A 13,869-nucleotide genomic window follows, 5' to 3' on the forward strand; every position below is an offset into this window, starting at 1 on the left:
AGGCCTGCCGCCAGCGTTCAATCTGAGCCATGATCAAACTCTTCAATTAGAATTTTTTTGCCCTTCCTCACTTTGAAAAAGTGAACAAAGGCGGCTCGATGAAATACTGTTGTTGTTTTGTCTCCACATTTAAAAAAGCAGAGGCAAAACGAATTGACTGTGCCGATATAACCGAAGTTATGTCGTTTGGTCACTCAGTAAACATCGATAAATCTTTTGTCTATCAACCACGAGTGCCCACACAGATTGCATAGGTCAAATTGTTAAAGAACGTTGACTTGGTAGCTTGCCCTGCGAGCCGCTTGCCGTGTCGATGTGGCGCAGTATAGGGACTTCGAAATTTGGCGCAAGTGGTTTTTTGAAAAAAATCACACTTTCGCGTTCAAGTGTTCAAATAACGCCCAAAAACAGCATTTTTGTATAAAAGATGAACAGATTTCTGCAGATCTTTGATGATCAGGATCAGAGGCCACGATCCAGATTTCGACAATATATCGTTTCAATGACTGTTTTGTTTACCGCAAGACTATTCATTAAAGCACATGCTGAAGAATCCGCACGGTTATTTTTGACTCATTTCTGTAAGTCGCTAGCCCAGTAAATACGCGGGATGCGTTAAGGCACTCTTTAAAAACAAAAAAGCCCGCTTGCGCGGGCTCTTTCTATTTCGCATGGAAACAGGATGATTACATCATGCCGCCCATACCACCCATGCCGCCCATGTCAGGCATTGCAGGGCCATCTTGCTTTGGCAGTTCAGTTACCATTGCTTCGGTGGTGATCATCAGACCTGCTACAGAAGCTGCGAACTGAAGAGCTGAACGGGTCACTTTAGTTGGATCCAGAATACCCATGTCAATCATGTCGCCGTATTCGCCAGTCGCTGCGTTGTAGCCGTAGTTGCCTTCACCACCTTTAACTTGGTTAGCTACTACTGAATCTTCGTCGCCTGCGTTCAGCGCGATTTGACGGATAGGTGCTTCCATCGCACGCAGTGCAACACGAATACCTACGTTTTGTTCTTCGTTGTCACCTTGCAGGTCAACAACTTTGCTTGCTGCGCGGATAAGTGCAACACCACCACCAGCAACCACGCCTTCTTCGACAGCTGCGCGGGTTGCGTGCAGTGCGTCTTCTACGCGGTCTTTCTTCTCTTTCATTTCAACTTCAGTTGCTGCGCCAACTTTGATTACCGCAACACCGCCTGCCAGTTTCGCAACGCGCTCTTGAAGTTTCTCTTTGTCGTAGTCTGAAGTTGCATCTTCGATTTGCTGACGGATTTGAGCAACACGGCCTTGGATAGAAGCTTCGTCACCCGCGCCATCGATGATGGTGGTGTTTTCTTTAGTAATAGAAATACGCTTCGCCTGACCCAGATCTTCCAGCGTCACTTTTTCCAGTTCCATACCGATCTCTTCAGAGATAACGGTACCCGCAGTCAGTGTCGCGATGTCTTGCAGCATTGCTTTACGGCGATCGCCGAAGCCAGGTGCTTTAACCGCAGCAACTTTCACGATGCCACGCATGTTGTTCACAACCAGTGTCGCCAGCGCTTCACCTTCTACGTCTTCTGCAATGATCAGCAGTGGACGTGAAGATTTCGCTACCGCTTCCAGCGTAGGCAGCAGTTCGCGGATATTTGATACTTTCTTATCAACTAGCAGGATGAATGGACTTTCCAGATCAACAGAACCAGACTCTTGGTTGTTGATGAAGTATGGAGATAGGTAGCCACGGTCGAATTGCATACCTTCAACCACATCCAGCTCATCTTGCAGAGACTGACCTTCTTCAACAGTGATAACACCGTCGCGACCTACTTTTTCCATCGCTTCTGCAATGATGTTACCTACGGTTTCATCAGAGTTTGCAGAGATAGTACCTACCTGTGCGATAGCTTTAGTGTCGTTACACTCAACAGACAGCTCTTTCAGTTGCTCAACGGCGGCTGTTACTGCTTTGTCGATACCGCGCTTCAGGTCCATTGGGTTCATACCTGCTGCAACAGCTTTCAGCCCTTCAGCTACGATTGCCTGAGCCAGTACAGTTGCCGTAGTCGTACCGTCACCCGCTGCGTCGTTTGCTTTAGACGCAACTTCTTTAACCATTTGAGCGCCCATGTTCTGGAATTTGTCTTCCAGTTCGATTTCGCGTGCGACAGACACACCATCTTTAGTGATGGTTGGTGCGCCGAAAGACTTGTCCAGAACAACGTTACGGCCTTTAGGACCCAGGGTCACTTTTACAGCGTTTGCCAGAACGTTTACACCTTCCAGCATTTTAGTGCGTGCATCATTGCCAAATTTAACGTCTTTAGCTGCCATTTCTCTCTTCCTTTTTAAATCTGTTCTTCAGTGATGAAATAGAAATTACTCAACGATAGCCATGATGTCGTTTTCTGACAGAATCAGGACTTCTTTACCGTCGATTTTCTCAGTCTTAGTGCCGTAGCCTTCTGAGAAGATCACAGTGTCTCCAACTTTAACGTCCAGCGGCTGCACATTGCCGTTTTCAAGAATACGGCCCTTACCTACCGCTAGCACAACGCCACGCGTAGATTTTTCTGCAGCAGAACCAGTCAAAACGATGCCACCAGCAGATTTTGATTCAACTTCCTGGCGTTCAACGATTACTCGATCGTGTAGTGGACGAATGTTCATTGGTCGTCTCCTGAATAAATGTAGTGATCCATGTGATAAATGAAGTGGAAACTGCCACACAAGGCAGGTTCCGAATTTCTGAATCCCTGACAGACAGTGTCTCATCAAGGATTAAGTCAATTTGCGTATAACGTGGGGGTGGGTTATCTCAATCCCAAGGGGCTAAGTGCAAATTTTTTCCATTTTTTTACCCAATACCTTTTGCTCCATCACATTCTATGAATTAGGGTAGCCGTGCCTTAGCATACATAACGATATGCAACCTTGGCGTATTGTTGACTTCCCAGCGCTACCTCTTATAGAGATTGGAATGAAGGACAAACACGGCCTGCTTTCTGGCCCCATTGACCAAACGCTTAAAAACATGACCATCCCTATGGTGTTTGGTCTAGTAGCGATCCTCGCGTTTAACCTGGTCGATACCTTCTTTATTTCCCTGCTGGGCACCGAAGCACTGGCTGCGGTGAGTTTCACTTTCCCGATCACCTTTGCGGTGAACTGCATCACCATGGGCATTGGTGTGGGTATCTCTACCGGGGTTGCCCGCTTACTGGGGCGAAGCGCCCAAATTGATGCTGCCCGCCTCTCAGGGCATGGGTTGATGCTCGCAGTCATTTTGGTGATTGCAGCAAGCGCATTAGGTTTGGCGACGATCAATCCCTTATTCCGGATGCTTGGTGCACACGAAAACCTGTTGCCACTGATTCATGACTATATGTCGGTGTGGTATCTCACTATCCCTCTATTAGTTATCCCCATGGCAGGCAACTCCGCCATCCGTGCCACAGGTGATACCAAAACTCCCGCCAAGATCATGATAGTGGCTGGCTTTATTAATGGTCTTCTCGACCCGCTGTTGATTTTCGGGCTGGGCCCAATTCCCGCGCTGGGTGTAAAAGGCGCGGCAATTGCCAGTGCGATCAGTTGGGCTGGCGCGCTGGTTTGCTCGCTGTACGTATTAATAAAGAGAGAGAAACTACTGGCTTGGCCGTCACCAACGAAAATTGTGCAGGACTGGAAAGATATCCTCGCCATTGGCACGCCGGCTGCGCTGTCTAATGCGTTGAACCCAATTTCCGGTGCGATTTTGATGACCATGCTCGCGGCACAAGGCACTGCAGCGGTTGCTGCTTATGGTGCCGCGCAACGGGTGGAGTCTTTGCTGTTGATTGTGATGATGGCGCTGACCTCTGCCCTGACGCCTTTAATGGCACAGAATTTCGGTGCCAACAACCCAACTCGCTCATTCGAAGCGCTATTCCAGGCGATGCGTTTTTCCATCCTGTTTCAATTCATCGTGTTTATGGCCATGGTGCCACTCAGCGTGCCGATTGCGGCTATTTTCAGTCAGGAACCTGCCGTACAAAACAAGCTGTGGCATTACCTGATTGTTGTACCTGTCAGTTACGGCATGCAAGGCGTGATGATGATGCTGGTCAGCGCATTAAACGCGATGAAAAAACCGGTTCACGCCTTTTCGATGAACCTGATTCGACTGTTTGTGTTGTTGCTTCCTATGGCTTGGTTTGGCAGCCTAATTGACGGTACGGAAGGGATGTTTATTGGCATTGCTGTCGCCAATGGCATCACGGGGATTTTTGCCTACCTTTACGCCGTGACGCTTCGTAAGCAGATGAACCTTGAGCCCCTCAAGCACTGACCGGATTAAGGTTCGCGAATGGCTCTTGCCGGATCAGCATCGCTTTTCTCCAACAAAGCGTCCAATGTACGAAGAAAACTCTCGTACTCTTTTTCTGAAATGCCATCTAACATCGCACTTTCCCACGCTTTTGCTTTCGGCAATATGGTGAGATACAGCCCTTTCCCTTCCTCTGTTAGATGTAAATAGGCCGCGCGCTGATCGGCTTCATCTTTGACTTTCACCACCAGCCCTTTTTCCTCTAACACCTTTAACGTGCGGGAGACCCGAACCTTATCCATGCTGGTTTCCGTCACCAAAGATTTGGCATTAAGGCCATCTTTCGCCCCCATTGAGGCGAGTATCCGCCACTCAGGACGACTGATCCCAAACTCGGTTTCATAAATCCGTGCCAAAGAATCCGACACATGGGCAGCAACTTTCACCAGCTTGTAAGGCAAAAAGTCATCCAGATAAAACGGTAGAGGTGACGCCATCAACATACTCCTTCAAACACTTAACTCACTTCCCATGCGCCAGCGCACAAAACACCCACATAAGTTGCCATTTTGTTATCAGTGCAGCTAGACTAAATTTAGTTTCAAATGAAACTATAATTCAATTCCTCACTCATTGCATAGTTCAGGAGGAGAAATGCGAAAGTGGTTTTCATTTCCTATCGTGGAAGGCAAAGCATCACATCAGGCGCATTGTGATTTGCCCGATGGCACCTTTGAGCGTGAATGCGGCAAGGAAGGATTTTTTGGCCCAGCCACCCACATGTATCATCAACATGCCCCGACAGGTTGGACAGAATGGGAAGGCGATCTCCGTCCTCATGCGTTTGATACCAACAAAGTCGAAGATGTGGGTGATAACCCGCTGACTGCACCACTTTTGCTCTCCAATGCCAATGTGAAAGTCAGGATCTGGCGCTGCGACACAGCGATGGAGTATCTGGTACGAAATGGTGACGGTGACGAATGCCTGTTTATCCACGAAGGTTCCGGTTCACTTTTCTGTGATTACGGCCACCTGCGCTTTCGTGATGGTGACTACCTGATCTTACCGCGTTCCACCAATTGGCGTATTGAGCCTGACTCTCCCGTTACTGTGCTGATGATCGAAGCCACTCATGGTTCCTATATGACAGCTGAACGCGGGATCGTCGGCGATCATGCTGTGTTTGATCCGGCGGTGCTGGAATATGCCAAGATCGATGATGCGTTTATTGCTCAGCAACAAGACGAAAAATCGTGGCAAGTACACCTGAAATCCCGTAATGCCATGAACCGCATTACCTATCCATTCAATCCGCTTGATGCCATCGGCTGGAAAGGGAACCTCACCGTATTCCGGCTCAACTGGCGTGATATCCGACCGCTGATGAGTCATCGCTATCATTTGCCGCCTTCGGCGCATACTACCTTTGTCGCCAATGGTTTTGTGATTTGTACCTTTGTACCACGGCCGATTGAATCTGACCCCGGTGCGCTCAAGGTGCCCTTCTATCACAACAATGATGACTACGATGAAGTTATCTTCTATCACAAAGGTGAGTTCTTCAGCCGAGACAACATTCACCCCGGCATGGTGACTGTGCATCCTTGCGGCTTCCCGCACGGCCCGCACCCCAAAGCTTTTGCAGCTGGCGCTAAAGCCACCAAAAAAGAAACTGATGAAGTCGCGGTGATGATTGATACCCGCATGCCGCTCGATTTGGGCGAGGCAGCTAAGCAAACCGAACTCGATGATTACGTCCTGTCCTGGCGCACGCCGCCCCGTGGCGAATAGATCGCAAACATTAGATTAAGGAGTAGATGATGAAACTGGCTTCCCTAAAACACCGCCGAGACGGAAAACTCATCCTGGTCTCACGCGATCTGACTCAGGCCGTAGACGCTTCTGATATTGCACTCACCCTACAGGATGCACTGGACGAATGGGATAAGCTATCGCCACTGCTGCAAGCCCGTTATGAGGCTCTGAACGACAACAACATCGGAGAGCGCTTTCCTTTTAATCCCGCTGATTGCGAATCTCCTTTACCACGCGCATTCCAGTGGGCGGACGGCAGCGCTTACGTCAATCACGTCGAGCTGGTGCGTAAAGCCCGCGGCGCGGACATGCCGGAAAGCTTCTGGACTGATCCTTTGATGTATCAGGGTGTTTCTGACAAATTTATCGGCCCGCGCGAAAACATTGAGCTTTGCGATGAAGCCTGGGGCTGTGATTTCGAAGCCGAAGTCGCCGTGATCACTGATGATGTCGCCATGGCGACGCCCAGTGAAAAGGCGGGTAGCCACATCAAACTCCTGATGCTGGTGAATGACGTCTCGCTTCGAAACCTGATCCCGAGTGAGCTAGCCAAAGGCTTTGGTTTCTTCCAATCCAAACCGGCCTCCTCATTCTCTCCGGTGGCTGTGACACCTGATGAGTTGGGTGAAAGCTGGCAGGAAAACAAAGTGCATCTGCCCCTGGAAGTCTTCCTCAATGGCGAACAATTCGGCGCACCCAATGCGGGCGTGGACATGACGTTTGATTTTGCAGAACTCGTTGCCCACGCAGCCAAAAGTCGTCATTTAGGCGCAGGCACCATTATTGGGTCAGGGACGGTATCAAACCTTGATCGATCAAAGGGTTCCTGTTGCATTGCAGAGAGACGAATGTTGGAAATTCTGGATCTTGGGTCACCGAAAACGCCGTTTCTACTCTATGGTGATAAGGTCAGTATCGAGATGCATGACAAGGAAGGTCGTTCAATCTTTGGCAAGATTGATCAGGAAGTTGTCCCGTATAGGTAATAAAGGGAACGCACGCAGTGAAGCTTTATGACTACAGTAAATCCTCGGCGTCATACCGTGTTCGCATTGCGCTGAATCTCAAGGGGCTGAATTATCAATCGCAGGTCGTCTCTTTGCTGGACGGCGATCAACGTGGCGACAATTATCTGGCCCTGAACCCTACCGGGCTGGTGCCGACACTGGTTGATAACGGTCAGGTTCTGACCCAGTCGCTGGCTATCATTGAATATCTGGAGGAGGTTTACCCTTCTCCTTCGCTGTTGCCTGCCGACCATGCAGCCCGGGCGAAATGCCGTGCCATTGCGCTCGACATTGCCTGTGACATCCATCCGCTTAACAACCTTCGGGTACTCAAACACCTCACCGGTTCCATGGGCCACAGTGAGGAAGAAAAACTGGACTGGTATCTGCACTGGCTGAAAGCCGGGCTGGCGGCGGTTGAAAAGAAAGTAGAAAGCTCACAAACGGCTTTCTGCTGTGATGACATTCCCACCCTTGCTGATATTTGTCTGGTTCCTCAACTGTTTAACGCCCGCCGGTTTTCACTCGATCTGACTCCTTACCCGACACTGAAAGAAATAGAACAGCGCTGCCAAGAGTTACCCGCCTTTGAGCAAGCGCACCCGGACAATGTTTAGGAGACAGCATGTCAGAGCAGCCTCTTTGGCGACCCAGCGCATCGCGTATCGCCAATGCTAACCTCACTGACTTTATCAATGAGGTCAACAGACAGTACGCGCTAAGTCTGACCAACTACGACCAGCTTTATGACTGGTCGGTCAAACACAGTGAAGCGTTTTGGGAAACACTATGGACCTTTGCGAGCGTGGTCGGTGAACGCGGAGAGCGTGTTATCAGCCGCCCGGAAAACGACCCGAATAAAAACAGCATCTGGTTCCCGGATGCCGAAGTCAACTTTGCAGAAAACGTGATGCAATGGGTGAAAGACATGCCCGAAAAAGACGCCATCGTGTTTTCTGGTGAAGACGAATCCGCTGTTCGTCTGTTATGGGCAGATCTTGAACGTCAGGTCAGCTGCATCGCAGCCTACCTAAAAGAATGCGGCGTGGAAAAAGGCGATGTAGTAGCAGGATATCTGCCGAACATCGCAGAAACTGTGGTCGCCATGCTGGCGACGTCTTCCCTTGGGGCAATTTGGACCTCGACCTCGCCGGATTTTGGTATCGATAGCGTGCTCGACCGTTTCGGTCAGACTCAACCCAAAGTGCTGTTCACCACCGATGCTTACCACTACAACGGCAAAACCCACGATAACCTGACCAAAGCACGCGCGGTGCGTGAAGGCGTGGAAAATATCACCCACATGGTGGTGATCCCGTATGTAGGCGGCACAGCGCCCAACAGCGATGAAACCTGCTGGAAAGCCATCGTTTCCAAACCAGCTGAACCACTGACGTTTACCCGCGTGGGCTTTAACGACCCCATGTATGTGCTTTACTCCTCCGGTACCACAGGCAAACCAAAGTGCATCATCCACAGTGTGGGCGGCATGCTGCTCAATCACTTGAAAGAGCACCAACTCCATTCTGACGTGAAATGCGGCGACAAGGTTTTCTACTTCACCACCTGTGGCTGGATGATGTGGAACTGGCTCGCCAGTGGCCTTTTAAGCGGCGCGACGCTGGTGCTGTTTGATGGTTCTCCGTTTTATCCTGATGCGGGTGTACTCTGGCGTTTAACCGACGCACAAAAAGTCACGCTGTTCGGCACGTCCGCCAAATACCTCGAAGCACTGGAAAAGCAAGAATACAGCCCAATGGACGAGCATAGTCTTTCGTCGCTCCGCGCACTTTGCTCAACAGGCTCAGTGCTTGCACCTGAGCAGTTCGACTGGGTCTACAGCCACATCAAACAAGACTTACAATTAAGCTCCATCGCAGGTGGCACAGACATCTGCGGTTGCTTCGTGCTCGGCAGCCCGATTTCCCCTGTTTACCGCGGCCAAAGTCAGGTTCGAGGGCTGGGGCTGGATGTCGAAGTCTTCAACAATGAAGGCAATCCGGTTCAGGGTGAGAAAGGCGAATTGGTGTGCTGTAACAGCTTCCCCAATCAGCCGGTAGGATTTTGGAATGACAACGACGGCACCCGTTACCACAAGGCTTATTGGGACAAGATTGAAGATACCTGGTTCCATGGGGATTATGTCGAGCTCACCCACGAAGGCGGTATGGTGTTCTTTGGGCGCTCAGACGCGATCCTGAATCCAGGTGGCGTGCGCATCGGTACCGCAGAGATTTACCGTCATGTGAATCAGCTTGATGAAGTACTCGATTCTGTCGTGATTGGGCAGGACTGGATGAAGGATGTCCGTGTGGTGCTGTTTGTGAAACTCAAGCCGGGTGTCGATCTCAACGACAATCTGGAGCGCAAAATTCGCAGCACTATCCGCACCAGTTGTACGCCGCGCCATGTGCCGGCAAAAATTATTCCTATCACAGACATTCCGCGCACCAAATCAGGAAAACTCGCCGAACTGGCGGTTCGCGATGTGGTTCATGGCCGCGCAGTCGCTCAGCTCAGCGCGCTGGATAACCCAGAATCGCTAGAGCAATACAAAGAGCGTCCTGAGCTGCAGGAATAATATCAATCACAGTAGGTAGGTGATCAGAAATAGCGCAGGAAAAATGCTCGAGAACAAGGCGAAGAATTTCGATAAGTAGCTATTCTACAATCAAATTTATCAACGCAGTAATCGAGCATTTTAACAAGCTAGGATGAGCAGATATTTACTACGATTGGTATAAGCCAAGCCCACAACGCAAAACGCCATCCCGAAGGATGGCGTTTTTCATGAATTCCGTAGCATCAGTTCAAGCGGTCGCGATCTTCATCTTTTCGCTGATATTCACCTTCGAAGGTGTTGCCACCATCATTCGAACCTTGATGAGGGCCGCGGTTAAAGGGGTCTTGTCCACCAAATGGTCCCTGATCTGACTGACCACCAAACCCACTTTGAAACCCAGCCACTTTCACCTTACTCATAAACTGTTTTGCCAGCCAAGCTCGCGGCCAAGGCAATAACACCGCCATACCCATAGCATCGGTCATAAAGCCGGGAGTCAGAAGCAGCACGCCTGCCACTGCCAGCATCACTCCTTCAATGATTTGCTGTGCCGGTAACTCGCCCTGATTCATGCGTTGCTGCACCGTCATTAAGGTTTGCAGTCCCTGACTACGAACCAATGAAGCCCCCACCACAGCGGTCAGTAAAATCAGCGCTACCGTCGGCCAAAGTCCCAACACGCCACCGACCTGAATAAACAGAGCAATTTCAATCACAGGGACAGTAATGAACATCAACAGCAAGATTGGAAACACAGCAAAACCTCATATTCGTGTCGAACCATCATAGTAACACTGGACTCAATGATTGCATCGACAGCGTCGTTATTTCCCCTCATTAAAGGAGATCTGTTTGTAGCTTGGTTTTAAACAATGTACGCCGATATTGTACAGAATTTAACTGTATCAATACTTTTCGGCTGACAGATAAAACAATAGGAAACAAAGACAAACAAGCCGTCTAACGATCTGTATCACAGTTCTATGCAAATCGTTCCGCTTTGCTTTGATTGGTGATCTTTCTCATGTTTTTACCGCAACGGAGGAGTAGAATCAGCCAGCATAAACCGGGTGTAAAACATCGTTCACCCAGACAAAATCTCTGATGAATGGACTCTACAGCGAAATTGTTGGCTACAGAATAACCAATATAAATTTCATTTAGGGCCAAATCATGTCTCAGGCAATTGATTTCGAAAATAACCTAACCAACCCTCTTTTAGCGACCCGTATCGAAGAAGACTTGCTTGGCGAACGCCATGTACCGTCTGATGCGTATTACGGTATTCATACCCTTCGCGCTGTTGAGAACTTCAATATCTCCCGTACCACGATTTCTGATGTGCCAGAGTTCGTGCGGGGCATGGTCTTCACCAAGAAAGCCGCTGCGATGGCGAACAAAGAGCTGGGTGTTATCCCAGCTGAAGTGGGCGACTACATCATCAAAGCGTGTGATGCGATTCTGGAAACCGGCAAATGTATGGATCAGTTCCCATCTGACGTTTACCAAGGTGGCGCAGGCACTTCTGTGAACATGAACGCGAACGAAGTGATCGCGAACCTGGCACTGGAACTGATGGGCAAAGAAAAGGGCGACTACGACGTCGTTAACCCTAACGACCACGTGAACAAGAGCCAGTCGACCAACTGTGCGTACCCAACCGGTTTCCGTATTGCGGTTTACAACAGCATCCTGAAGCTGATCGAATCCATCGACTACCTGCAAAATGAATTCGACGGTAAAGCAACCGAATTCAAAGGCGTGCTGAAAATGGGTCGTACCCAGCTTCAGGACGCAGTACCTATGACAGTAGGTCAAGAATTCCACGCGTTTGCGGTACTTCTGAAAGAAGAAGTTAAGAACCTGAAATACACCGCGGAACTGCTTCTAGAGGTGAATCTGGGCGCGACCGCTATCGGTACAGGTCTCAACGCAGCAGCAGGTTACCAACAACTGGCGGTTCAGCGTCTGGCAGAAGTGACGGGTCTGAACTGCACCCCTGCGGAAGACTTGATTGAGGCGACTTCTGACTGTGGCGCTTACGTGATGGTTCACGGCGCACTGAAACGTCTGGCGGTGAAACTGTCGAAGATCTGTAACGACCTGCGTTTGCTGTCTTCTGGTCCCCGCGCTGGCTTCAACGAAATCAACCTGCCGGAAATGCAGGCGGGTTCTTCTATCATGCCAGCGAAAGTAAACCCGGTGATCCCAGAAGTGGTTAACCAAGTGTGCTTTAAGGTGATCGGTAACGACACCACGGTGACCTTTGCAGCAGAAGCCGGTCAGCTGCAGCTGAACGTGATGGAACCTGTGATTGGTCAGGCGCTGTTCGAGTCTATCGAAATCCTGTCTAACGCCTGCGTGAACCTGGGCGAGAAGTGCATCAACGGTATCACGGTTAACAAAGAAATCTGTGAAGCCTTCGTTTACAATTCCATCGGCATCGTCACTTACCTAAACCCGTTCATTGGCCACCACGAAGGTGACATCGTCGGTAAGATTTGTGCGGAAACCGGTAAGAGCGTCCGTGAAGTGGTCTTGGAAAGAGGATTGCTGACGGAAGAGCAACTCGATGATATCTTCTCCGTCGAAAACTTGATGCATCCGCAATATAAAGCGAAGCGCTATAACTAAGCGTTGAAAGAATGGGTACTCACGATGAGTACCCTTTTTTAGTTTTTCTGCCCAGCTGTTTTGAACATCTGGGCTTTAAAGCCCAAACGTAGGTACTTTTTTACATTCACTGCGCCCTAAAAACCCTAGTTTTTACAAGGCAATGAGCACCATAAGACAGTGACTCCGTTTGGTTTTTATTTTTTGTATTAATAATCTGAACAGGAGTTACCCATGGTAGCAGTGGAGTTGTTCGTCGTTCTTGCGTTCATCTATCTGGGCGCACGGATTGGCGGTATTGGTATCGGCTTGGCCGGTGGCGCGGGTGTTGTTGCTCTGTCCTTATTCTTGGGAATGCCAACCTCGCAAAGCTATATCCCTATCGACGTTATCTTGATCATCATGTCCGTGATCACCGCAATTGCAGCGATGCAGGTTGCTGGCGGTATGGACTGGTTGGTTGAGAAAGCCGAAGATTTTCTTCGTAAGAATCCTAAACAAATTACCTTCTACGCACCGATCGTCACTTATCTGATGACGCTAATGGCAGGTACCGGCCACACTGCCTTCTCAACCCTTCCTGTGATTGCAGAAGTGGCGAAAGAGCAAGGCATCCGCCCATCACGCCCACTTTCTATCGCGGTTGTTGCGTCTCAAATCGCGATCACAGCGTCTCCAATCTCTGCTGCTGTGGTGTTCTTCTCTGGCATTCTTGAGCCGCTGGGTATCGGTTACCTGACTCTGCTGGCTATCTGTATTCCAACTACGTTCGTTGCCTGTATGGCAGGTGCATTTGTGGCGAACTTCCTGGGTTGTGAACTGAAAGATGATCCTGTTTACCAAGAGCGTCTGGAAAAAGGCCTGATCAAGCTGCAAGGAACCACCAAGCGTGAAATCGCACCTACCGCGAAAAAAGCAACGTACATCTTCCTGGGTGCCATCGTGCTGGTGGTGGCTTACGCCGCAGCGATTTCAGGGTCAATCGGCCTGATTGAAAACCCAACACTGGGTCGTAACGAAGCCATCATGACCTTCATGCTGGCGGCGGCGGCGCTGATTGTTGCAACCACTAAAATCGATGCATCGAAAATCCCATCTGCACCGACTTTCCGCTCAGGTATGACAGCGTGTGTGTGTGTACTGGGTGTGGCTTGGTTGGGTTCAACCTTTGTGAACGCGCACGTTGAAGGTATCAAAGAAGTCGCGGGCACCTTGCTGTCTGACTACCCATGGATGCTGGCTATGGTGCTGTTCTTTGCTTCGATGTTGCTCTACTCACAAGGTGCGACCACAGTTGCCCTGATGCCAGCGGCACTGGCGATTGGCGTTGCACCACTGACAGCGATTGCTTCGTTTGCGGCAGTGAGTGCGCTGTTCGTTCTGCCAACTTACCCAACACTGTTGGCTGCGGTTGAAATGGACGATACAGGTTCAACCCGTATCGGCAATCTGGTCTTCAACCACCCGTTCTTCATTCCAGGCGTGGTCACCATTGCCACTGCCGTTGTGCTGGGCTTTGTGGTAGGCGGCATTGTGCTGTAACCCAAAACAATGACGATGAAAAAGGAC

General features: G+C 49.9%; 11 protein-coding genes. 7 read left to right on the top strand and 4 right to left on the bottom strand.

Going from position 1 to position 13,869, the window contains the following annotated elements; genetic code table 11:
- Positions 1–686 precede the first annotated feature (686 nt).
- Together groL and GMA8713_RS12610 are read right to left on the bottom strand one after the other, a co-directional pair.
- Entirely contained in the window at positions 687–2,324 is a 1,638-nt protein-coding gene (gene groL, locus GMA8713_RS12605) for a chaperonin GroEL (protein WP_062710200.1), read from the bottom strand.
- Between the two features lie 45 nt (positions 2,325–2,369).
- Positions 2,370–2,660, bottom strand: a complete 291-nt coding sequence (locus GMA8713_RS12610; RefSeq protein ID WP_002541974.1) for a co-chaperone GroES — start codon at positions 2,658–2,660, stop codon at positions 2,370–2,372.
- 310 nt (positions 2,661–2,970) lie between these two features.
- Here GMA8713_RS12610 and GMA8713_RS12615 point away from each other — a divergent pair, with 310 nt between their 5' ends.
- The gene (locus GMA8713_RS12615; protein ID WP_062710203.1) at positions 2,971–4,320 is read left to right on the top strand and encodes an MATE family efflux transporter; all 1,350 of its coding nucleotides are present in this window, start codon (positions 2,971–2,973) and stop codon (positions 4,318–4,320) included.
- 5 nt (positions 4,321–4,325) lie between these two features.
- On the opposite strand, the gene GMA8713_RS12620 is transcribed toward GMA8713_RS12615, so the two are convergent.
- Positions 4,326–4,796: a MarR family winged helix-turn-helix transcriptional regulator gene (locus GMA8713_RS12620; RefSeq protein ID WP_062710206.1), complete on the bottom strand. Its 471-nt coding sequence runs from the start codon at positions 4,794–4,796 to the stop codon at positions 4,326–4,328.
- Positions 4,797–4,953: 157 nt separating this feature from the next.
- Here GMA8713_RS12620 and GMA8713_RS12625 point away from each other — a divergent pair, with 157 nt between their 5' ends.
- From GMA8713_RS12625 to GMA8713_RS12640, 4 genes are read left to right on the top strand one after another with little or no spacing between them, the layout of a single operon-like run.
- On the top strand, positions 4,954–6,093 hold the full coding sequence (locus GMA8713_RS12625) for a homogentisate 1,2-dioxygenase (RefSeq protein ID WP_062710209.1): 1,140 nt from the start codon (positions 4,954–4,956) through the stop codon (positions 6,091–6,093).
- Between the two features lie 29 nt (positions 6,094–6,122).
- On the top strand, positions 6,123–7,103 hold the full coding sequence (locus tag GMA8713_RS12630; RefSeq protein WP_062710211.1) for a fumarylacetoacetate hydrolase family protein: 981 nt from the start codon (positions 6,123–6,125) through the stop codon (positions 7,101–7,103).
- Between the two features lie 17 nt (positions 7,104–7,120).
- A complete protein-coding gene (gene maiA, locus GMA8713_RS12635) occupies positions 7,121–7,741 on the top strand; it encodes a maleylacetoacetate isomerase (protein ID WP_062710214.1) in 621 nt (206 codons plus the stop codon).
- 8 nt (positions 7,742–7,749) lie between these two features.
- On the top strand, positions 7,750–9,705 hold the full coding sequence (locus GMA8713_RS12640) for an acetoacetate--CoA ligase (protein WP_062710217.1): 1,956 nt from the start codon (positions 7,750–7,752) through the stop codon (positions 9,703–9,705).
- 224 nt (positions 9,706–9,929) lie between these two features.
- On the opposite strand, the gene GMA8713_RS12645 is transcribed toward GMA8713_RS12640, so the two are convergent.
- Entirely contained in the window at positions 9,930–10,442 is a 513-nt protein-coding gene (locus tag GMA8713_RS12645; RefSeq protein ID WP_062710220.1) for an FxsA family protein, read from the bottom strand.
- Between the two features lie 418 nt (positions 10,443–10,860).
- Here GMA8713_RS12645 and aspA point away from each other — a divergent pair, with 418 nt between their 5' ends.
- Entirely contained in the window at positions 10,861–12,321 is a 1,461-nt protein-coding gene (gene aspA, locus GMA8713_RS12650) for an aspartate ammonia-lyase (RefSeq protein ID WP_062710223.1), read from the top strand.
- Between the two features lie 213 nt (positions 12,322–12,534).
- Positions 12,535–13,842 (top strand): anaerobic C4-dicarboxylate transporter, encoded by a 1,308-nt coding sequence (locus GMA8713_RS12655; protein WP_046308065.1) that lies wholly within the window; start codon positions 12,535–12,537, stop codon positions 13,840–13,842.
- Positions 13,843–13,869 lie beyond the last annotated feature (27 nt).

The organism is Grimontia marina (genome assembly GCF_900060185.1).
GTDB classification, from domain to species: Bacteria; Pseudomonadota; Gammaproteobacteria; order Enterobacterales; family Vibrionaceae; genus Enterovibrio; species Enterovibrio marinus.